The organism is Paenibacillus sp. FSL R5-0378, assembly GCF_038009285.1.
Classification (GTDB): domain Bacteria; phylum Bacillota; class Bacilli; order Paenibacillales; family Paenibacillaceae; genus Paenibacillus_AQ; species Paenibacillus_AQ favisporus.
Genome location: NZ_JBBPAY010000001.1, coordinates 4,927,930 through 4,950,273, shown reverse-complemented (window position 1 = coordinate 4,950,273; position 22,344 = coordinate 4,927,930). Strand labels below are relative to the sequence as shown.

General features: G+C 47.7%; 20 protein-coding genes. 15 read left to right on the top strand and 5 right to left on the bottom strand.

Features of this window, described 5'->3' with window-relative positions; genetic code table 11:
- The first annotated feature begins 120 nt into the window (after positions 1-120).
- Entirely contained in the window at positions 121-942 is an 822-nt protein-coding gene (locus tag MKY74_RS22940; protein ID WP_076164585.1) for a sugar phosphate isomerase/epimerase family protein, read from the top strand.
- Between the two features lie 35 nt (positions 943-977).
- A complete protein-coding gene (locus tag MKY74_RS22935; protein WP_084203650.1) occupies positions 978-2,159 on the top strand; it encodes a Gfo/Idh/MocA family protein in 1,182 nt (393 codons plus the stop codon).
- Between the two features lie 149 nt (positions 2,160-2,308).
- Here MKY74_RS22935 and MKY74_RS22930 read toward each other — a convergent pair whose 3' ends face one another.
- A complete protein-coding gene (locus MKY74_RS22930) occupies positions 2,309-3,436 on the bottom strand; it encodes an ROK family transcriptional regulator (RefSeq protein ID WP_076164587.1) in 1,128 nt (375 codons plus the stop codon).
- Positions 3,437-3,828: 392 nt separating this feature from the next.
- Here MKY74_RS22930 and MKY74_RS22925 point away from each other — a divergent pair, with 392 nt between their 5' ends.
- The 6 genes from MKY74_RS22925 to MKY74_RS22900 all read left to right on the top strand — a co-directional run bounded on the left by MKY74_RS22925 (position 3,829) and on the right by MKY74_RS22900 (position 10,547).
- Positions 3,829-4,761: an ABC transporter permease gene (locus tag MKY74_RS22925; RefSeq protein ID WP_076164589.1), complete on the top strand. Its 933-nt coding sequence runs from the start codon at positions 3,829-3,831 to the stop codon at positions 4,759-4,761.
- A gap of 16 nt (positions 4,762-4,777) precedes the next feature.
- Positions 4,778-5,659, top strand: a complete 882-nt coding sequence (locus MKY74_RS22920) for a carbohydrate ABC transporter permease (RefSeq protein ID WP_076164592.1) — start codon at positions 4,778-4,780, stop codon at positions 5,657-5,659.
- Positions 5,660-5,753: 94 nt separating this feature from the next.
- Positions 5,754-6,545 (top strand): sugar phosphate isomerase/epimerase family protein, encoded by a 792-nt coding sequence (locus MKY74_RS22915; RefSeq protein WP_076164594.1) that lies wholly within the window; start codon positions 5,754-5,756, stop codon positions 6,543-6,545.
- Positions 6,546-6,565: 20 nt separating this feature from the next.
- Entirely contained in the window at positions 6,566-7,696 is a 1,131-nt protein-coding gene (locus MKY74_RS22910; RefSeq protein WP_076164596.1) for a Gfo/Idh/MocA family protein, read from the top strand.
- Complete coding sequence (locus MKY74_RS22905; RefSeq protein WP_076164598.1) at positions 7,696-8,913, top strand: MFS transporter; 1,218 nt, start codon at positions 7,696-7,698, stop codon at positions 8,911-8,913. The genes MKY74_RS22910 and MKY74_RS22905 overlap by 1 nt, the downstream gene beginning before the upstream one ends.
- A 113-nt stretch (positions 8,914-9,026) precedes the next feature.
- Positions 9,027-10,547, top strand: a complete 1,521-nt coding sequence (locus MKY74_RS22900; protein WP_076164600.1) for an ABC transporter substrate-binding protein — start codon at positions 9,027-9,029, stop codon at positions 10,545-10,547.
- A 31-nt stretch (positions 10,548-10,578) separates the two neighbouring features.
- On the opposite strand, the gene MKY74_RS22895 is transcribed toward MKY74_RS22900, so the two are convergent.
- Complete coding sequence (locus MKY74_RS22895; RefSeq protein ID WP_076164602.1) at positions 10,579-11,325, bottom strand: EcsC family protein; 747 nt, start codon at positions 11,323-11,325, stop codon at positions 10,579-10,581.
- Positions 11,326-11,559: 234 nt separating this feature from the next.
- On the opposite strand from MKY74_RS22895, the gene MKY74_RS22890 reads away from it, so the two are divergent.
- Together MKY74_RS22890 and ppsA are read left to right on the top strand one after the other, a co-directional pair.
- Positions 11,560-12,042, top strand: coding sequence for a DinB family protein (locus MKY74_RS22890; protein WP_244169121.1), 483 nt, complete (start codon positions 11,560-11,562; stop codon positions 12,040-12,042).
- A 289-nt stretch (positions 12,043-12,331) separates the two neighbouring features.
- Positions 12,332-14,929 (top strand): phosphoenolpyruvate synthase, encoded by a 2,598-nt coding sequence (gene ppsA, locus MKY74_RS22885; protein ID WP_076164606.1) that lies wholly within the window; start codon positions 12,332-12,334, stop codon positions 14,927-14,929.
- Between the two features lie 14 nt (positions 14,930-14,943).
- Here ppsA and MKY74_RS22880 read toward each other — a convergent pair whose 3' ends face one another.
- The gene (locus tag MKY74_RS22880) at positions 14,944-16,212 is read right to left on the bottom strand and encodes an FAD-dependent oxidoreductase (protein ID WP_076164609.1); all 1,269 of its coding nucleotides are present in this window, start codon (positions 16,210-16,212) and stop codon (positions 14,944-14,946) included.
- Positions 16,213-16,320: 108 nt separating this feature from the next.
- On the opposite strand from MKY74_RS22880, the gene MKY74_RS22875 reads away from it, so the two are divergent.
- Positions 16,321-16,770 (top strand): MarR family winged helix-turn-helix transcriptional regulator, encoded by a 450-nt coding sequence (locus MKY74_RS22875; RefSeq protein WP_076164611.1) that lies wholly within the window; start codon positions 16,321-16,323, stop codon positions 16,768-16,770.
- A 41-nt stretch (positions 16,771-16,811) separates the two neighbouring features.
- On the opposite strand, the gene MKY74_RS22870 is transcribed toward MKY74_RS22875, so the two are convergent.
- On the bottom strand, positions 16,812-17,774 hold the full coding sequence (locus tag MKY74_RS22870) for a helix-turn-helix transcriptional regulator (RefSeq protein WP_076164614.1): 963 nt from the start codon (positions 17,772-17,774) through the stop codon (positions 16,812-16,814).
- Between the two features lie 112 nt (positions 17,775-17,886).
- Here MKY74_RS22870 and MKY74_RS22865 point away from each other — a divergent pair, with 112 nt between their 5' ends.
- The 4 genes from MKY74_RS22865 to MKY74_RS22850 all read left to right on the top strand — a co-directional run bounded on the left by MKY74_RS22865 (position 17,887) and on the right by MKY74_RS22850 (position 21,489).
- Entirely contained in the window at positions 17,887-18,366 is a 480-nt protein-coding gene (locus MKY74_RS22865) for a GyrI-like domain-containing protein (protein WP_076164616.1), read from the top strand.
- Positions 18,367-18,452: 86 nt separating this feature from the next.
- On the top strand, positions 18,453-18,914 hold the full coding sequence (locus MKY74_RS22860; protein WP_076164618.1) for a phage tail protein: 462 nt from the start codon (positions 18,453-18,455) through the stop codon (positions 18,912-18,914).
- A gap of 880 nt (positions 18,915-19,794) precedes the next feature.
- Positions 19,795-20,064, top strand: a complete 270-nt coding sequence (locus MKY74_RS22855; protein ID WP_076164624.1) for a CD3324 family protein — start codon at positions 19,795-19,797, stop codon at positions 20,062-20,064.
- A 453-nt stretch (positions 20,065-20,517) separates the two neighbouring features.
- Positions 20,518-21,489: an alpha/beta hydrolase fold domain-containing protein gene (locus MKY74_RS22850; protein WP_076164626.1), complete on the top strand. Its 972-nt coding sequence runs from the start codon at positions 20,518-20,520 to the stop codon at positions 21,487-21,489.
- Positions 21,490-21,607: 118 nt separating this feature from the next.
- On the opposite strand, the gene MKY74_RS22845 is transcribed toward MKY74_RS22850, so the two are convergent.
- Positions 21,608-22,138 carry a TetR/AcrR family transcriptional regulator gene (locus MKY74_RS22845; protein WP_244169122.1) on the bottom strand — a complete coding sequence of 177 codons (531 nt, stop codon included), beginning with the start codon at positions 22,136-22,138 and terminating at the stop codon, positions 21,608-21,610.
- Positions 22,139-22,344: the final 206 nt, after the last annotated feature.

The window sequence follows — 22,344 nt, the reverse complement described above, 5'->3', positions numbered from 1 at the left end:
ACATTTAGGATATCAACCTGGTCAACCGGAAAGTACCTTCAGCTGCTCGCCGCCTGCTACACTAATCCATATCGACAGTTAGGCCTAGTCGCTGCGAATTTAAGGAGAGGTGATGCAAGAGTGCTGGTACTAACCGGTTTTGCCGATGAAATTTCCGATCGTTTGGAGGAACAGCTCGACGTGCTCGTGTCCGAAGGTATTTCCTATTTGGAGCTCCGGAGCGTGTATGGTAAAAATGTACTGGAATTGACCGATGAAGAATTGGTCCGATTGAAATCTGCATTAAGCAAAACAAGTATTCGCGTGTCCTCCATTGGCTCGCCAATCGGTAAATACCCGATTCAAGCCCCCTTTGCCCCCGAACTTGAGAAATTGAAGCGCGCATCGGATATCGCCAAACAATTGGATGCCCGCTATATCCGCGTATTTTCTTATTACATCCCCGACAATGAAGAGCCGGAGAACTACCGCGGCGAAGTGCTCTCCCGTATGAAGATGCTGACCAGAACAGCTGAGGAGGAACATATTACGCTGCTGATGGAAAATGATAGCGGCGTTTACGGAGATACCGATGCGCGCTGCTTGAGCATTCTGCAGCATTGTGACTCTCCTTGCCTGAGACTTGCCTTTGATCCCGGCAATTTTGTCATGAACCGGGTGATGCCGATGAGTGAGGCGTACCCGCAGCTGTCAACTTACCTCGAATATGTACATATCAAGGATGCGGACCAACAGTCGCGCATGTTTGTCCCGGCAGGCGAAGGAGACGGCGAGTTTTCAGCGTTTGTTAAAGCACTGAAGGAGAGAAGCTTTTCCGGATTTTTATCCATCGAGCCTCATCTGCACCGTGCATTCCCGGAACAAGAAGGACCCGAGCGATTTAGAATAGCGGCACAAGCCTTAAAAAGGCTGCTGTTAAATGAAGGCTTGGCTTGGTCGTAATCGTATCGAATACTCAAAGGAGAGGGGCTATAAGCATGAGCGTGCAGAAAGTGAAGCTCGGATTGGTCGGTTTAGGAAACATCGGAAGAACGCATATCCATAATATAAAGTCGATGGAGCAAATTGAGCTTGTAGGCTTGTGTGATACGGTTCAAGAGCGGGCGGACAGGTTTGCTGCCGAATGCAGCACAAAGGCCTATTATAGCCATCTGGAGCTGTTTGAGCAATCCGGGCTCGAGGCGGTCATTATAGCGGTGCCGCATTACAGCCACCCGGCCATTGCAAGTGATGCGTTCGAACGCGGAATCCATGTGCTCTGCGAGAAGCCATTGGCCGTTCATGTCAATGACGCCAAGCTCACCATCGATGCTTATGCCGAGGCCAAGGAGAAGTTTCCGGATCTGGTGTTCGGCATGATGTTCCAGGAACGGACGCTTCCCTATTATAAAAAAATCAAGGAAGTGGTTGGCAGCGGTGAACTGGGGCAGCTGACGAGAGCCACTTGGATCAATACTGCTTGGTTCCGATCACAGTCCTATTACGACAGCGGTGATTGGCGTGCGACCTGGGCGGGGGAGGGAGGCGGCATCCTGACCAATCAATGCCCGCACAATCTCGATTTCTATCAATGGGTCTTCGGGATCCCGGCAAGAATCAGCGGACATGCCCATATCGGCAAGTATCACCATATTGAAGTGGAAGACGAAGTCACCGCTTATTTCGAGCATGATAACGGCATGATCGGGCATTTTATCGTGACGACTGCCGAGTCACCGGGTGTGAACCGTCTGGAGATCGTTGGGGAGAACGGAAGACTTCTGTACGAAAACAATAAGCTTCGGATCTACCGCAATCATATTTCCATGCTGAAGCATCTGCGCGAAACGCAGGACGGGTTCGGGAACGTGGAGTATGAAGAAGAGGAGATCGAAGTGGATACAAACGTGGAATCAGGGCATAAGGTGGTCACAGAAAAGTTCATTCAAAGAATAAGCACAGGGGAGGGCGAGCTGATTGCGGAAGGGACGGAAGGGATCCGGTCGGTCACCATCGCCAACGGAATCATCCTCTCATCGTTCACTAAGCAAATGGTAGCCGTGCCATTTGACGCGGATCAATACGAGGAGCTGCTTCGAGAGCTGATTTCGACTTCCAAGTTTCAAAAGTCCGTGTCTAAAGAGCTGAAAACGGATATGACGCAGTCATTTTCCAAATAAGCGAACCTTTTGCAGGACGAGACTAGTGCGCGTTAAAAACAGCAGCAGTCGGCGCAGCGGTTTGATGGTACTTCCTCGACAACGATATGTTCATGTCCGGCAGCGCTGGGCATGAACATATATTGCTGTAAAGGACCGACAGCATAAAGTTATTGTACCGTTTTCTTCTTGAAAATTTCATGCAGTCCAAGCATCGCCGCCCCCAAGGCAGACCCGTACTCTTTCCAGTGGAATACGACGATCGGTGTGTCCCCATAGGGGGAGTGGTCAGCTTCGTGAATCGCATGCACGAGACGGTTGAAAAATGCCGCATTGTCAGTAATCCAGCCGCCCAGAATCATTTTTTGCGGGTTGAGCATTTCCAGCATTTTTCCGCAATAATCGGCAATATCACGGATAATGAGCTCTCCTTGGTCACTGAAGGGCTGGACGCCGGCGAGAACCAGGTCCATAAAGGCATGAACCGTTGCTTCCGGCGACATGGATCCGAATTCCTCCGGATGGTTCGCGCGAAGTCTTTCCGCAAGGATGGGCGTGCAATACGGAGAGAGGTGAGTGGTTCGTCCTGCCGCTCCGCTGGAGCCGTGATAAATCTCCCCGTTCAGGACAAGTCCAGCTCCTGTGCCTTGGCCGATCAGCAGAAAAATAATGGTATGCTCATTTTTGGCGGCTCCGCTGAATCGTTCGGCAAAGCCGGCAGCGTCCAAATCGTTAGTCAGCAGTACTGGAATCGAGAGTTCTTGCTCCAACGCTTGACGCATAGGGAACTGTTCCAGCTGCAAATATTTAGAAGAGATGACGATGCTTTGCGTCTCATCGAGTCTCCCCGGTAGGGAAATGCCGATGCGTCTGATGAGCTCATGGGGAATCCGCTGCTTATGGACGAATTGCTGCAGCTGTTTCACCAGTGAAGTTCGAATTTGGTCCTGGCCGCGCACTGATTCCAGGCTTTGGCTGGCTACCAGCTGACCGTTTAAGTCGAGCAGCACGCAATGCGCCGGCGAGCTTGAAATATCCACGCCAATGACATATCCGCCGTCAGCGCGAATATTCAGCAGGGTCATTTTTCGACCGACACCTTTACCGGCCATACCGGTCTCGTGCACAAGCTGTTCGCGGATGAGCTCCTCGATCAGCACGGAAACGGTCGTTGGGCTCAGCTTGGTTTTTCGCGATAATTCGACACGGGATATCGGTCCATGCTCAAAAATCATATGCAGCAGTGTCGATACGTTGATCTCCCGCAGCATCTGCTGATTTCCTACTTTATTCGTCATCGCATTCTCCTACTTTCGGAAGTTATGATTGGCCGAGTCCCCGTCAGGACAGGAGTGCTGACCCTGGCGGCTAGGCTGAAAGAGGGCATAGGAACGGGAGTGTAGCCTATTGTTGTGTCAATGCGATTATAGAAAAATGTCCATTATGCTGTCAACGAGTCCCAGTCAAGGCGGGGCGGTGGAAGGAATGGTAAATAAAATAAAAAAACACATTGACAGGGCTGTAAAGGCGTCCCTATAATGATCACAAACGTGCCCCAAGGAGGCGTATTTTTTTCGTTAATTAATTCGTCCGGTGGAAAAATTAATCGAAGTGGAGGAGGATGCCGAGTTCAATCTTTGAGAATCCCGCTAGGCGTGCAGCAGTCATTTATTCCGAGGAGGGGTATTACATGACATCCCGGTTGGACCGCACAGTTCTCAAAAAGGCCAAAAAATACAAAATCCTGTACCTGATGATTCTCCCCGGTATTGTCTACTTGCTCATCAATAACTATATTCCCATGTTTGGCATCATCATCGCTTTTAAGGAAATCGACTTCTCCAAAGGGGTCTTCGGCGGGGATTGGATAGGTTTTCGAAACTTCGAGTACCTCTTCAAGACGTCCGAAGCCTACATCATCACCCGGAACACCATCCTCTACAACGTTGTATTCATCATACTCAATCTTGTCTTCGCCGTTGCGCTGGCCATTTTGCTGGCCGAAGTGAAACAGCGGTTTTTAAAGCGATTTTACCAAAGTGCCATTTTGCTGCCCTATCTTATCTCAACGGTCATTGTCGGTTACCTGGTATTTTCGTTATTAAGCATGGAAACGGGTTTCATGAACAAATCGGTCCTTCCGTTTCTCGGACTGGAACCCGTCATGTGGTATACGGAACCGAAATACTGGCCGGTCATCCTCACCATCGTCAAGCTGTGGCACAGCGTCGGCTATTTGTGCATCATTTACTTTGCCGCCATCGTCGGCATCGACCAAGAGTATTATGAGGCCGCCACCTTGGATGGGGCAGGGAAGTTCAAGCAAATTTTTCACATCACCCTGCCGTCCCTTACCCCCGTCATCACCATCATGACTCTAATGCAGATCGGGCGGATTTTCTATGCGGACTTCGGTCTGTTCTACCAAGTGACGCTTGACTCCGGGCCGCTCCTGCCAACAACCAATGTGCTGGATACATACGTATATCGGGCGCTGCTCAAGAGCGGGGACATCGGAATGGCTTCCGCCGCAGGCTTCTACCAATCCGTGATTGGCTTCGCGCTAATCCTCATTACCAATTTTGTTGTGAAGAAGATAAACCCCGACAACTCATTGTTCTAATAAGGAGGCGAAGTCCTTGAGAAGAACACGGATTGAACAAGTCGTTATCCATTTTATTTTCTGGCTGATTGTCGCGTTTTGCCTGGTGCCGTTTCTGCTGCTGATTACGGCCTCGTTCACCGATGAGGATGCGATCATCCGGGAAGGCTACTCGTTTTTTCCCAGTGAATGGAGCCTGGATAGTTATGTATTCATTTTTCAAAAATCGGGGGAGATCCTGAATTCTTACGGCATCTCCGTCGTTGTGACTATTTTAGGTACACTGGCCAGTCTGGTTCTGATGACTTTGCTCGCATATCCGCTGTCAAAGAAGGATTTACCGCTGCGCAATTTCTTTTCATTTATCGTCTTCTTCACGATGCTCTTCAACGGAGGACTTGTTCCGACCTATTTAATCTACTCGAATGTTTTTCATATTACCAATACCTTGCTTGCGCTGATCGTCCCGGGTCTTCTGGTCAGTGCCTTCTATGTTATTTTGCTGCGGACGTTTTTTACCGTATCGGTTCCGGAAGCGGTACTCGAGTCGGCGAACATGGATGGAGCAGGGGAATTTCGGATATTCGTGCAAATGGCGCTGCCTCTGTCTCTTCCCGTGCTGGCAACTGTCGGACTATTTCAGGTGATTAATTATTGGAACGACTGGTTTAACGGACTCATTTACATTTCAGACTCCAGGCTGTACAGCATTCAGGTGCTTCTGAATACCATTTTGCTGAACGTACAATATTTGCTGGATAATGTAGACTATTCTTCAAGGATGGACGGCAGTTCCATCCCGACCCAGGGCGTCCGTCTGGCTATTGCCGTCATCGGCGCGCTGCCGATTGTGTTAACGTATCCGTTCTTTCAGAGATTTTTCGTTAAAGGGCTGACCGTCGGGGCGGTTAAAGGATGATTTCCCTGCAGCATGTTAAGGAGGTGATGAAGAGCTGCCAGAGGTTGCAGGACGTGGTTACAAAAAATAGAAACCAAATCAGGGAGGCAAATCCATGAAAATCAGCATTGGCGGTTTTTCTTTTTTCAATATGATCCGGGAAGGGAAGATGGATACGTTCGGGTACCTGGAATCGTCCAAGTACAGATACCATCTCGATACCGTTGATTTGTGGAACGGGACCTTTGAAGGGGTTAAGGACGACATTTTTTCACTGCCTGATGAAGCTTATATTCAACGTCTGGCCGAAGCGATACGTGAAAAAGAAATGACGATTATCAACATCGCGGTGGACGGGGCGCATTTATGGGATGCAGATCCTGACAAGCGCAGCAGGCTTTATGAAAACGCTGTCGCCTACCTATCCATTGCTGAGAAGCTTGGAGCGCGAACCATCCGCATCGATGCGGGAGATCAAAGCTCGGCGCCCGGGACGGAAGAGCAGTTCGAATATGTTGTGAACAAGTTCGAAGCGTTGAGCCGGAGAGCGGCTGACCTTGGTCTCATCGTCGGGCCTGAAAATCATATGGGAACTTCCAAAGATCCAAAATACTTAAAAAAAGTGGCCGAAGCGGTCAATCACCCGAACTTTGGCATACTGCTCCATATGGGCCGGTGGGAGACGGATGAAGACATTGGCGACACGTTGGTCGCGCCGTGGGTCTATCATACGCATTTTGACGGCAAGACGGTAGGATCACCAAAGGGCGAACACATGGTGAAGACACTGCTGGATGCCGGCTATGACGGATACTGGGGCATCGAGTACAACGCGCCGGACAATCAATACGCAGAGATGGAATGGGCAATCGCTTCCGTGAAGCGGATGTTGAACCGTTTAAATTAAAAAAAGAAGGGATGATCGAAATGGGAAGAACCGTTCGCATTGGCATGATTGGGGCAGGGTTGATCGGCAAAGCTCACCTGAGAAATTACGCGAATATGGAGGATGTTCAGATCGTGTCCATCTGCGACATCAATGAACAGGAAGCCCTCAAGGTGGCGCATGAGTTTCATATTCCCCACGTCTATACCGATTTCAGAGAAATGCTGAAGCGCGATGACATTGAAGCTGTTGATGTCTGCCTGCATAACAATTTGCATGCCCCCGTGACGATTGCCGCTTTCGAGGCAGGCAAGGACGTATACTGCGAGAAACCGATCGCCGGGACTTACCGGGACGGGCTGACCATGCTTGAAGCGGCAGAAGATTACGGCAAGAAGCTGCATATTCAGCTTGGCACCTTGTATCGAAAAGAGACCAAGGCGGCAAAAGCGCTGATCGACGGGGGCATGCTCGGCAAGCTGTATCATGCCAGGGCTACCGGCCATCGCCGGAGAGGACGCCCTTATATTGACGGATATGGCACCCCGGCTTTTCTAAACAAACAAATCGCCGCCGGGGGGGCGCTGATCGACATGGGGGTTTATCATATCGCGCAAATGCTGTACCTGCTTGGCACACCGAAGGTGGATCGGATTTCGGGTAAAGGCTACCGGGAGATGGATGTGGATGCCGGACGTGCCGGGCAGGCGGTCTTTGACGTGGAAGAGCTGGGGCTGGGGTTCATAAAATTCGAAGGCGGCGCGACGCTCGATATTATTGAAGCGTGGAGCATTCACCTTGGAAGCATCGAAGGCTGCTCTGTGGTGGGGGATAAAGGGGGCATCAAGCTGCCGGCCTATTCGGATCAGCAAATAATGGCCCCGTTCAGTTTTCATACGACGATTTGCGATATGGATATCAACGGCAGCGTCAACCTGGATGAGATGGACGGCCGCTGGAATCATTTGAAGCCGAATTATGACGCATACCAGTCCTCGCAGCATCACTGGGTCGCCGCGCTGCAGGGAAGAGTGGAGCTGCTTCCCACGGCCCACATCGCTTCACAGACGATGCTGATTAGCGAAGGCATTTATTTATCCGACCGGCTTGGGCGGGAAGTAAGCAGCGACGAGATTATCGAACAATCCCTGTCGAAAGCGATCCAGCTCTAATGCTGCCTTTAAGGAAGAGGGAGGTCCATCCGGCGGCCGGCCATTCCTCCGGATCGTTGTCGGCACTGAAACGTTTCAACTTTTTCCTGTATGGCACGATTGCGATTTTGACTTCATTCTTTCCCTTATATTTTCAAAACATCGGACTCAGTAAAGTGGAAATTGGCATGATTATGGCCGGTGGGCCCTTCATTTCCATCTTCGCCAATCCATTCTGGGGTTATTGGAGCGACCGGCTGCAGAATGTGAAACGTATTCTCATTTTTCTTCTGACCGGGAATTTGTTAGCGACGATCGTGGTGTTTCAGCTCCGTGAATATGCCGTCATTTTCGCCTTCATGCTGATCTTCTTTTTCTTCAACAGTCCCACGTTCTCGCAGAGCAACAGCCTGATTCTGAATGCCATCGAGAACACGAACCACAAGTTTGGCGCATTTCGCCTTTGGGGTTCGCTGGGATGGGCGATCATCGCCGCGCTGGCCGGACCGGTTCTCAGCTGGATGGGGCTGGTGAATCTTTGGATGTTGTACGGGATCATGATGCTGATCTCACTGGCATTTACCATCGGACTCCCTCAGGGCAGAGTGACTTCCAAGCCGAAGACCGAGAGACAGAGCTATTGGAAAGTGATGCTGTCGAGCAAGCTGTTCTTTGTATTCGTTATCCTTGGCATCCTCATCTCGGTTCCGAACTCGATCAACCAAACGTTCGTCACACTGTACATTTCCAACCTGGGAGGCTCCAACGAATTGATTGGCTGGTCGGTGTTCCTGTCGGCGATTTTTGAAATTCCAGTATTTCTGCTGTTTGACCGGTTCCTGAAAAAGTCGGCAAGGATGATGCTGGGTGGGCTGGTCATCGTAAGTATCCTGTTCGTGATCCGCTGGTTATTGATGTCGGTTGCCGGCGGACCGGTCCAGGTCATCTTTATCCAAGTGCTGCATTGTATTACGTTCGGTGGCTACTATTATATCGGAACCAGTCTGACCGCATTATTAATACCAGCCGAGTACAGAGCCACCGGTCAGGCCATTTATGCCCTGACGTGGGGTGGGATTTCCGGCATCATCGCGGGTCTGTTCGGCGGTTGGATGTTCGATTATTTGGGTCCCCAAACGATGTATTCGATTTGCGCAATCATATCTGTAGCAGGGGTGGCAGGTTTTACGTTCATGTGGATGAAATACCGCAAGCAGTCCGAGTTGGCGGCATCATGAAGATCGGGATCGGACGAATGCCGCTGTGACGCGGCATTCGTCACCCTTTCTGCTGCACATTTAGCTCCAAGCGTGGAGATTCGATATTGAAGATCCTGGGAGGTCAAAAGCCTATGTGGAAAAAGTCGGTTCATTCCTTGTTGTTCTTTGTGCTGGCTGTTACCGTCGTTCTGAGCGGATGTTCAAGCTCCTCTTCGAACGGTGAGAAGAAGCCGTCGTCGTCATCGCAAGAAGGGTCTGGTGACGGTAAACTTGCCCCTTATGAAATTACGATCGCTTTCTGGGGACCGGATCAGCGTGATCTTGGTCTTGTGGAGCAGGAAATCAGCAAGATTACGAAAGAAAAAATCAATGCAACCGTCAAACTGAAACGCATTGAGGCGGCTGCGTGGACACAGCAAAAAGTGCTGATGTTCTCCGGCAATGAGAAACTCGACCTGGTGTTCACTGGGGAAGACCAATATATTTCGGAAGTCGCGCAAAAAAAGCTGCTGCCTGTCGATGACCTGCTTCAGTCCCATGGTCAGGATATCCTTGCTGCCTTCGATCCTGACGTACTGGCTGCGGCAAAAATTGACGGCAAAATATACGGCGTTCCAACGATCCGGGACTTTGCCGCTTATCCGACTATTCTGATGCGAACGGATTGGTTAAAAGAAAGCAATATGGACGTCAGCCAGGTGAAAACAATCGAGGATTTAGAGCCGATTTTTGAAAGCGTTAAAAAGAAGCATCCGGAAGCCAATATGCTGGGTAAAGCGTCAGGGGGAGGTTCCATTGCCTATCCACTGCTGCAGACGACGATTGACCCGCTTGGCGACATGATCGGTGTACTTACCGATCCGAATCAGCTGAAGGTCGTTAATTTGTATGAGAGCGAGGAATATGCGAAGTTCATCGGGGTGATTCGTCAATGGTTCCTGGCAGGATACATCCCCAAGGACATTGCAACGACCTCGCAAACCGGCCGGGATTATATCAAGGCAAACATCGGGTTCGCGACACCGAATAAAGGCAAGCCGGGGATCACGACGCAGACGGGAGCATGGGCCGGCAAGGAGCTGACGGAAGTCGCACTCGCGCCGCCCAAAATGAATACGCTGACGATTATGAACGCAATGCTTGCCATTGCGGCCAAGTCCAAAAATCCCGAGCGCGCGATGATGTTTCTGAATTTGCTCTACTCGGACAAACAAATCATCAATTTGCTGGATTGGGGGATTGAAGGAAAGCACTATCAAGTGAAGGAAGACGGGACGATTGACTTTCCTAGTGGTGTGGATGCGACGAACAGCGGCTACAACATGAGACAAGGTTGGATGTTCGGGAATCAGCTGCTGTCTTATCCGTGGTCGACGGACAGTCCGGATATATGGAAGCAAATGGAGGCGTTTAACCAAAGTGCGGAGAAGTCTGCAGCGCTCGGATTCACCTATAACTCGGAGCCGGTCAAAACCGAATTGGCCGCGATCCAGAATGTCGTTCAGCAATATTCAAAAGCGCTGGAGACAGGAACTCTGGATCCGGATGTCTATCTGCCGAAATTTAACGCAGCATTAAAATCGGCCGGAATCGATAAAGTGATCGCCGAAAAACAAAGGCAGCTGGATGTGTGGGCTGCAAACAATAAGTGAAGGACCTCTCAGTACGAAGAAAAAATATTCATTACGATCTAACCTCGAAATCATCGTGCAATCTGCGCAGGCGGTAAGCGTTCATGGCGGATTCGCGCAGCTCCTCAAGAATGGTGTAATTCGCCCATGCCCCTGCGATCGCGCCGATCCCTGGCAGCATCTGCAGCATTTTCCGGAAATCGATCGCATCGCGATACTCGATCTGAAAAGTCTCCCAGTCCATCGTCCTGGAATATTCGGTATCAGACAGCCATTGTTCCTTTTCTATATGCCAATTTTTGATGGAATCGAGCAGCTTGGCACGGTTATCCGGCCCCGAAAATGTCATTTGAAACACCTTGAGAATAAACACCCGCTCGGAGAAATGTTTCGTGTCATAACCGTAAACATGCGCCAGCTCGAACAAAAATTTCATCTTGATTGCGATGAGAGCCGGAAAGTCTACCATGCCAAGGATGATGCCGCCGGCTCCCGTTCCAGCACCTTCAGCAACCGCAATTTTTTGGTACAGGGCAAACAGGTCTTTGGCTTCTTGATCGGCAGCTTCCAGATCCATCGTACTTTGCACCGGGCGCCTAGGGGTGTATTCCGCGCCGAACAGTGCCGTGCGCACGATCGACCGGATGGTGGTCGTGATGACGTTTTGCACCTTTGGGGGAATCAAATGGTTGATCCGGCCGCCGACGGTTTTCGATGCTTTTTCCACCCATCCCGGCGGCTTGAACATCTTTTGTTCCCAATCGGCAACTTCCCTCTGGACTTTATGTTCGTAATTCATGATCCATCGCTCCTCCAATGTGCTTGCTTTATTCTATTGTAACGAATAACGCCGTCATTTGGACCAGACTGCAGCAGGTTTCTGACCTCGACTAAAGTCCAGCACCGCAAAGAGGTTAGTCATGACCTGACCCTGACATTCACGATTCCGCAATTCTGAAGAAATCTTCCCGCGCATGGCGTTATAGGATGAAGGTATGAATGGCGTTAGCCAGAGGAGGAGATCACCATAAACATGATTGAAGATTGGATTCGTGAATTAAAAAGGGAAGCCGAATCGACACGTTTGCTTCTTGAAAGGCTGCCTGAGGACAAACTTTCTTGGCGGCCGCACCCGAGGTCGATGTCTCTGGGACAGCTCGCCCTGCATGCTGCGGGAGTTCCCGGAGGGCTGGCTCTATTGCTGGACGAAGCGGTCAGCGAGGCTCCGGTTGTTCCTCTGCCGGAGCCGACCACCCGGCAAGAATTGCTTGAGGCACTGGAATTGAGCGTGTCTCTTGCCGGGAGCAAGCTTCGGGAATGGGGAGAAGATGGGCTAAGGAATTCCTGGAAGCTCGTCAGCAAAGGAGAGACCATCTTGGAAGCACCCCGAATCGATATGGCCCGTACGCTGATGTTCAATCACGTGTACCATCATCGGGGACAGTTGACAGTTTATCTGCGACTGCTCGGGATATCCGTTCCTGGGATGTACGGACCCAGCGCGGACGATCAATAACGAAAGTTTAGAGAAGAGTCCTATGGAGAGCAAGGCGATGGAACCCGATGGAACGTCTTGGATGACGATATCGACCCTCGGAGTGGGATGCTGTAAAACAAAAAAAGAACCTGGATAAAATCCCAGGTTCTTTCTTATTGCGCAAAAAAAGACGTGATGATATAATCAGATCACGACTGTTCATGTTATAAAGTTATAAATATCTTATTTTACATTTTAAGTGTAACATGCCAGTTAAACTCTTGTCAAATGTTTTTTTTCTCAATCAAATGGTTAGGGAGATGGTCGAATGAGTTCCATGGTTCTTGGGTTTCATGAAATCGAAAAATCGCAGCTTTATCTCGTTGGCGGAAAAGGGTTGAATTTAGGAGAATTATCTAAAATTGACGGAATCCAGGTCCCCGAAGGATTCTGTATTACAACCGCGGGGTATCAAAAAGCCATCGGACAAAACGAAACGTATCATGCATTACTCCAACAACTAACCATGCTAAACGCAGATGATCGGGACCAAATAGGTGAGATCAGCGGGAAGATCCGGCAGACCATTACTGAAGCAGAAATTCCTTCCGATGTTGTGGAGTCAGTAACTCACTATCTCTCCCGGTTCGGCGAGGAACATGCTTACGCTGTGCGTTCTAGTGCAACCGCCGAAGATTTGCCGCACGCTTCTTTTGCAGGGCAGCAGGATACTTATTTAAATATCATCGGTGTTGATGCCATTCTGCAGCATATCAGCAAATGCTGGGCCTCCTTATTTACGGATCGCGCAGTCATCTACCGTATACAAAATGGATTTGATCACCGTCACATTTACTTATCCGTGATCATTCAAAAGATGGTATTCCCGCATGCTTCGGGAATATTGTTCACCGCTGATCCAATGAGCGGAAACCGGAAGCAGTTGTCCATCGATGCCAGTTTTGGACTTGGGGAAGCACTGGTCTCCGGCTTGGTATCCGCTGATAATTATAAAGTACAAGGAGGGGAAATCGTCGATAAGAAGATAGCAGCCAAAACATTGGCGATCTATGGACGAAAAGAAGGCGGAACCGAAACACGCCAAATCGGTCCGACACAGCAAAAGGCTCAAACCCTTACTGACGAACACATTGTGCAGCTGGAACGGATCGGAAGAAAAGTCGAAGCTTATTTCGGCCAGCCGCAGGACATCGAATGGTGTTTGGCTGATGATACATTTTATATTGTTCAGAGCCGGCCGATTACAACGCTATACCCAATCCCTGAAGCAAATGATCAGGATAATCACGTCTATCTGTCTGTTGGCCATCAACAAATGATGACAGATCCGATCAAACCGTTGGGACTGTCTTTTTATCTGTTAATTACTCCTGCACCTATGCGTACAGCGGGCGGAAGGCTGTTCATTGATATTGCGCCTAGGCTGACTACCACTGCCGGCCGGGAAGCTTTATTAAAAAACTTGGAATCCGATCCACTTTTCATAGGCGCAATCGAAAACGTAATCGAGCGAGACTTTGTCAAATTGGTACCGAATGATCAAACCGCACCCATTCCCGCTAAAAGTAATACAGATAAGCCGGCAGCCTTTGAGAACGATCCATCTATCGTTACTGACTTGATCCAGCGGAATCAAGCCTCGATTGCAGCTTTAAAACAAAAGATCCAAATGAAATCCGGGGCAGAATTGTTCGATTTCATCCTCGAAGACATCCAGGAATTAAAGAGGATTTTATTTGATCCGCAAAGTACGGCAGTGTTTATGTCTGCTATAAATGCTACATTCTGGATCAATGAACATATGAACAAATGGTTGGGCGAAAAAAACGCAGCCGATACACTTTCTCAATCCGTGCCAAACAATATTACTTCGGAAATGGGCTTGGCGCTGCTGGATGTCGCGGATGTGATTCGCCCTTATCCGGAAGTGATTGATTATTTGCAGCATGTAACAGAAGATCACTTTCTGGACGAACTGGTGAAGTTTGATGGAGGAAGGGAAGCCCGGGAAGCGATCTATGATTACTTGAGCAAATACGGCATGCGGTGTACTGGAGAAATCGATATCAGCCGTACCCGTTGGAGCGAAAAACCGATTACGCTGGTCCCATTGATCCTGAGCAACATCAAAAACTTTGAGCCTCATGAGAGCCGCCGGAAATTCGAGCAGGGTCGCCAGGAAGCTTTGGCCAAAGAACAAGAATTGTTAAATCGGCTGAGACAGCTGCCGGATGGCGATCAAAAAGCCGACGAAACGAAACGGATGATCGATCTCGTCCGAAATTTCATCGGGTATCGGGAATACCCTAAATATGGCTGGGTGAGCCGCTACTTTGTTTATAAGCAGGCTTTACTGAAAGAAGCCGAACGACTCGTGCAAGCCGGTGTCATTCATGATATCGAAGATATATACTACCTAACTTTTGAAGAGCTTCACGAAGCCGTTCGCACCAATATGCTGGATGATCGGATCATCAGCAAACGCAAAGACGAGTATAAAGTATATGAAAAACTGACCCCACCGCGTGTCATCACGTCTGATGGCGAAATGTTTAGAGGTTCGTACAAACGGGGAGATCTCCCGGCCGATGCGATTTTAGGTCTGCCTGTTTCTTCTGGAGTGATCGAAGGAAGAGCTCGTGTCATTTTAAGCATGGAAGATGCTGCTTTGGAAGAAGGAGATATCTTGGTTACCGCATTTACGGATCCAAGCTGGACCCCATTGTTTGTATCCATCAAAGGTTTAATTACGGAAGTAGGCGGCCTGATGACCCATGGAGCCGTGATCGCGCGTGAATATGGCCTGCCGGCCGTAGTCGGAGTGGATCATGCGACCAAGCTCATCAAAGACGGGCAGCGAATTCGTGTGAATGGAACAGAAGGGTACATTGAAATATTGGAATAGCTGGCGTCGTCAAGTTATTCTGTTGTTGTTAACGGCTTGTTTTTTAAGGAACGAATCCAGGGCATTGCACGTAACATGACCCAGCTCATGAATGGGTTATGAATGGAGAAGCGCTTCAGCATCGCCTTGGCTGCTTCCACCTCACGAAATGCATACTGGCTCATCTCTGTTTGATAAGATGCAATGGCTTCCTCTAAAGGTTTGCCTCGGGATACTGCTGCTTTAAGTTTTTCAGCGAGAAGAGCTGCATCTCGTAGAGCTGTGTTGCCTCCATGAGATCCAGTGGGTGGCATAACATGTACTGCATCGCCCATTAAAGTGATTCGCGACACCGGCCAGGAAGACGGCTTCCTGGCCGCTTTTAATTTTACCAGCATGGTGCAATCTGTATCGGCTAGATTCACGAACCGCCGCAGCACGGGATGAAAGTCCAGGGCAGTCTCTAGTGCAAAGCGATGCAGTATTTCGGAATCAAGTTTCTCTTGAGATACCGGAAACAATTCTTTGGGCAAGAGAAGAGCCCACATGACATAATCGTCAGAAATGGGAGGTAATTGCTCTGCTCCAAATCGAGAAAAAGCCGCTTGCGGAGCTTCGCGAAAGTTCATCGTCGTAAAGAAAAAGCCTTTACCCGCTTTTCCAATGGCGTATACGCCGCTCGTTTTCAGTGGAGCAGGAACGATGGACTGCCCATTATGCAGAAGAGGCGTGCGACCATAAATTCCCCAGCTGTTCGCATCCTCCGGGTCACAGTCGGGCAGCAGCTGCTTGCGTAATGCCGAGTTTACACCATCGGCACCGATGACGAGTGAAGCATGTGTATAACTTCCGTCAGAAAAGTGAAGGGTGGCGCCATCCGCTGCTGTATCGGCCCGAACCGCCTTTTTTCCATAATGAATCCGATCCTGCAGCCCTTCGAGCATAATCGTACGCAGGGTTTGGCGATCGGTTTGACGCGGCGTTCGTAAATCGGTACCACTCCGATCCCCTTTGAATGTGAGCTTGAAGACCTCTCCAAGGTCTTGATTTGTAACTCGAAAGTAAGAATCTTCGTCAGTGGGCGATGTGGTCGCCAAAAACAACTCGAATAAACGCGGCGGAAGGCACTTTTGAAGTCCTGCCATCCCATACTCGTCTAACGTGACCCGATACCCCTGGCGGCGTGCAAACGGTTCCGGATCACTTTCGTACACTTGCACATCGAACCCGGCACGAAGTAAAGAATGGGCCAAACACAATCCGCTTAACCCGGCTCCAGCAATGGCTACTGAAATTTGGGACATATTTATCAGCCTCTTTTCATTTGCTCTTCGGCAATATTATTGATACAATGAAAGCAGCAAAACATTTTATCTCACGAGATAAGATAAATATAAAAGAGGATGATTTATATGTCAACAAGCAAAAACATCAATATTCTTACTGATGAATTACGGAATAACAGTACGGCCACGATCCTGTTTCACCAAGCCATTGCTGCAAAGTTAGGAATCAATTCCACGGATCACAAATGCTTGGATGTCATTATGAAGAACCAACCGTTAACAGCCGGTCAGCTTGCTGCATTGACTGGATTGACAACGGGAGCGGTCACGGGCGTTTTGGACAGGCTGGAAAAGGTAGGCTATATTTTTCGTGAACAAGATCCGGAAGACAAGAGAAGGGTCAACATTTACATGAACCAAGAAAATGCAGAAAAGAACATTGTCCCGCTCTTCAGTTCATTTGCAGCGGAAATGAATCAACTGCTATCTAATTATGATGATAAGGAACTTGAGTTCATCATTGATTTTATTAGACAGTGCAATCGTGTGTTAATGAAATTTACTGAAAAACACTAATTCGATGCCAGACTGAAAAGAGGGGGCTTTACCGGCTCAGTTTATGGAAGGTACAAGCCCATTCTTTCCTGGATCACCTCCAAGACTTCTTTCGGCATCTCCCTGACCTTGATATCTCCACCCAGAAAAAGCAGCCAATTGGTTAGTTCGGTTATTTCTTCGGCTTTATCGACATGAATATATGTCCTTAAAATGGCTGTCGTCTGGTAAGGATTCGTATAGGAAAGGGATACTTTTATGGGATGGTATTTTCTGAACTGCGCAATCGCTTTTGGACCCAGTTCAATGACCAGGTTGATGATTTCATCCTGCTTACGCAGTTGTTCTTGGATCTTTTTCTTACTTATTCTTTTTTTCAAAGGGTACGGCTCTACATTGGTAAGGTCATCAACAGGAATAATCCTTCTCTTTTCTTCCTTCAAATCAAATCCCTCGATCAGCCACACGCTTTTCTCACGATAGAGGTGCAGGAGATAAATGGGATAGGACTTGATTTCCATCTCTTCTTGGATGGTGATCCATAAATATTCGTCCTTGAGAAGGACTTGGATGAGCTTTTCCAGCATCGGATGGGGGAGGTCCGACAGGTCGAGCAGGTCGGGATTATTGGGGTTGGTTCCTTCAAACAGCAAAATTTGATTCAACAGGACAAGGTCATCCTGCTGGTTTTTTGAAATCAGGCCAAGCAATTTCTCGGCCAGCGATTGGCGGCTTTTCAGATAAGGGAGCTGCTGATTTCTTGTGGCCATGAAGCCAATGAACAAGGCTTTAATTTCGTTATCGGTAAAGCGCACCGTGGGCAGGATCGAGTTGTTCATGACGAAATACCCTCCATCCCTGCCGACTTCTGCAACAAGCGGCATCCCCATCGCTTCGATTTCCCGAATATCCCGGATCGCCGTCGATCGGGAGATGTTAAATTCCCGCATAATTTCGGAAATCGTAAAGTGGGCACGATTGTTGATATACCGCATGATGGTATTAATCCGTTCAACTTTTTTCATAGGAGTCTCCTAAACAGTATCACTTTTTGACATGATTCAAGGTTATTATAAACCTATCAAGTGAAAACACAAATCATTTGAACAAAATTTTAAAAAAGGAAGGTAATCAAATATGGCACAATTTACGTTGGAAGAAAAGGACAGCTTTATCGTTTTAGGGATTGGAACGGAACTGAAGAGCGATTACACAGACTACGCCGGCATCAACAAAGAAAAAGCAGAATTCTGGTCGGCCGTCGAAGAAGACGGAAGGCTGGATACGTTAAAATCCATCGCCGCTAATGATTTCATTTTTGCCGTGAACGAAGCGGTGAACAACAAGATGATGTACTATGCCGGCGTCATGACGGATGCTTCGCTGCCGGAGGCAACGAGAATGATCCAATTCCCTCAGGGCGAATACCTCGTTGTTAAAGGGGAAGCGCCGACATCCAATGATCTGAGCAATCAGCTTGCTGGCTTTGCGTTTGGTCAAGTGCTGCCGGAAGCGAAAGATTATGCTTATGTTGGAGGACCGAATGCAACCGTTGAGATGGGGCAGCGAGACGGCGTCGTATTTGGCGAAATGTGGATTCCTGTTGTAAAGAAGTAAGTATATTCGTGAAGTAAACGGGGCGGATTTTGCCCGAAGTGAGTTCTAAGGTGTAACGCCTTGCAAAACTTTTAGGAGGGATAGAAATGTCGTATATCGTTGATTTTAAAGATGTGTCTACCGTTGGGGTTGAGTCTTCTCCAGTAGCAGAAGCGCTCGCTGGGCTTCGGGCGAATGAGGCCCGTTACTTCATGAACAAGTATAAGCACAAATTTACGGTCGTACCCGCCAGCGAAAGCCAGGAGACTCTGGATTATGTGAACCGGATTTTGAAAGAAGAACGAGAGATCGAGTTTGCAGCCAAGCCTTTGGAAACGTCGCAATTCCAAGTCGAAAATATTCAATTCACCTATGTCTTTTATGAAGATGGTCTGGGGCTCAATGTGATGTATACGGTGGATGACCCGAAGAAGCGGGCCGTTGGTTTTAAGCTTTCGGACGGAATGGAGGAACCGAAGGAGCTGGAAAAGTTTAAGTTTGCCCGGCAGAAGTCTAAATTAGCTGGAACGATCCGGGGCTCGTTTTTTGTCATCAAGAAAGAGTATTAAACTACTTATGAAAAAGCCGTAAAGATGCGGCTTTTTTGCATTTTATTTTACATATACCATTGGATGAAACAGATACTGGATCTAAAAAAAGCGTAGTGCAGTGGGTTGAGTATACATGGATGGACTCCTTTGAATGAGTTCGGTGTAAGTTGTTGTTACGTTCATGGATGATCGCTAGAAGTGCCCGTATTTTCGTAACAGAAGAACGACTACTCCAATCAAAATAAATATGATTCCGCCAAACATTTCAGTGGAACCATTTGAGCGTACTTGTTGGACTTCGGTATCATTCTTGGGAGCACGTCGCAAAAATTTAAGAAGTTTGGAATTCGGATTTTTATAATCGTACAGGCCTAATACAATCATGAATATACCGAGTACAATCATCCCCATTTGATTTTTCTCCTTTTCACGAAAAGTTCCTCCAATCCATAAGTAAAGTTCATATAAAAAAACAACTATATAGATTGAACTAAAGTTTAGCTTTGAACATCCTGTTATACGGTCCCATACGTCTCTATAACAATTAAATTCTTTAGTTCATTCTATCTAACATGTTAAGAAGTTCTTGGTTTTAGGAAAATATCCTTTTTTCTTCAAAGGACCAGACCGTCGCTGATTAAGCGTTATTGGAAAAGAACGGTTGACTAGAAACCATAATGACGGGAACCGCCCATCTGAAATATGGTATACTGTGAACGTTAAGGGGGTGCTTTACTGATGGAGAATCGATCAAGATTGTCTGTGACTTCTTTCACTCATGCAAAGCCAGTATTGGAGAAGCGTTACTTTGCATGGGGCGGAATTTTAACTAACGCTGAATAAGCTTTTCTAATATTTTGGCTTTGCACCTTATTTTCAAAATAAGGAGTGAAGCGAATTGAAATATACGAATGCTAAAAAAATACTACCTGACAAGCTAATTATAGAAATTCAAAAGTATGTCCAGGGAGAGACGATCTACATTCCGAAGCAGCAGAAGGAATATCAGCATTGGGGGAGCTTGAGCGGCGGAAGGCAATGGCTGGATCAGCGAAATGCTGAGATAAGACAGGCATATAAGAATAATAGCAGTATCGAGCAGCTGGCTGAGGACTATTTTCTCTCCATTGAAACGATTAAGAAAATTGTATATTCGGGAAATAAATAACGAACGGCACTGATGAAGATAATCTTCATCAGTTTTTTTAAGAGATCAGAAAGTATAAGCTTCGGAGCTTCTGTTTCCTGATCTCGCAAGAAAAACTTCCTTTAGACGCGGTCTGTCTTCTTTGAAGGTACGTCGATAGACGTTTTTCTTAAGAGATCAGAAAGTATAAGTTTCGGGGCTTCTGTTTCCTGATCTCGCAAGAAAAACTTCCTTTAGACGCGGTCTGTCTTCGTTGAAGGTACGTCGATAGACGTTTTTTTCATGTCGAAAACGATTCTAAGTCATTGTTTACATAGGAATTGCTTAATGCGCTCTTTTAGAATTTGAATAGGCGGAGGAACAATCCGCTGGTGCGGAAGATCGATATAACAACTTATGAAATCGATCCCAACGGGGAATGCTGGACCACATCATCCTTCGAAGGATTCTATAAGAAAGCGGGGAAACGTAACGATGAACGAACAAAAAAGCAGAAGCAGGCATCTGGTCGATCCGGAGATTATAAGTGTACTTGATTTATTTCCAACAAGCGATCTGACTGGTGCAACCCTTATGGAATCACGGGAAAATCAAGCAAAAATGATTCCGCAAATGGATGTAACGCAGCTGTTTCCTGTCACATGGGAAGAAAGAGCGGTGCCGAGTTATTTTGGCGGACCCGATATACGCATAGAAATCATTAAACCTCGTGAGCTCAAGTACGATAAAATGCCGTTATATTATTCGATTCACGGTGGCGGAATGGTTATGGGCAGTACGGTCGGCGATCGCTCAGCGAATGCAGCCTTGGCGGCGCAGCATGGTTTTTGCTGCGTATCTGTGGATTACCGACTCGCGCCGGAACATATTCAGCCAAGTCAGTTGCATGACTGTTATTCAGGACTGAAATGGTGCATTGAACATGCCGAAGAATTAGGGATCGATATTCAGAAAGTCGCGGTTGGTGGGAGCAGCGCAGGTGCCGGGCTTGCGGCAGGGCTAGCCCTATACATTCGCGATCAAAAAGAATTCGACATTCATCATCTAAGGCTGCGCAGCCCGATGCTCGATGACCGTACGAGTATTTCGTCGGATCATCCCTATGCCGGCGAGTTTGTGTGGACAAATCGCAGCAATTATTTTGGATGGAAATCGGTACTAGGGCACGAACCCGGTCAAGAGGGGACCAGCGAGTATTACGTGCCTGCACGTGCGAAATCGTTGGCTGGTTTACCGCCCACGTATATCAGCATTGGCAGCATTGATTTGTTCATAGATGAAGCGATATTATTTGCCAAACAGCTGGCCTTTGACGGTGTCTTGGTGGAGCTGCATGTATATCCTGGATATCATCATTTGGCTCCAGCATTTCCGAATGCGCATTATTCGCAAGAAGGCGCCAAATCCAGTGAATACGCCTTGCTAAAAGCACTGGAGCTAGTTTGATTTTATTTTCTCGAGTATGATCTTAAAAGTAAAAGCAGCAGTTCAAAACTTTGAACCGCTGCTTTTTTTGTTGCATAATATCGGATGCTCAAATCTAACTGCAGGTACCATACAAATTTCAACCTTCGTTATCAAGACATGGTGTATTGCGTATATATCTGGTCAACATTCTCGCTATATCTTCGGGAGGAATGGAACGATCCGCCGTAAACCAATGTTGAATCATTCCAAACTGTGCATTTCCCAAATAAGCAATTGCATAATCCGTAAATAGGTTTTCAGAATGATCGTCTTGATTTCGTTTCAGATTTTCATACAAACGTGTCCCCACTAAATACTGGAGCCGTTCTTTTAACTCTGCTGGAGCATCCGAATGGAATAGCGCTTTAAAAAAGCTGGCATGCTTATGCATGTATTGGAAGGCCTTGGTAATCGGAGGATAAGCTCCCTCATGATCAGGATAGCGCATGAGCTTTTGAAGATTGAGAGGTTCGAATACGCTCAATAATTCTTGAATAAATACAGTTTCCTCAATGAGATGAAAAATATCATTATAATGCAAATAAAAAGTGCCACGATTAATTCCTGCTGTTTCACATAGGTTTTTAACCGTAAGCCCTTTAATCCCTTTATTTTCTAAAATAGACAACAATGCGTTCTCCATTAACGTGCGACTGCGGACGACTCTCAAATCCGTCCTATTTTGGCTCATTTGTTTACCCCCATGATGAATGTTGGTGTTTATCAACAATTTTGACGTTGTATCTATTAATCAACACTTGGCCTTTTATGTTCATTGAACTCCCCGTTATGCCTGATTATAATTGCTTCTATAGCCTTAATCAACACGTGTTC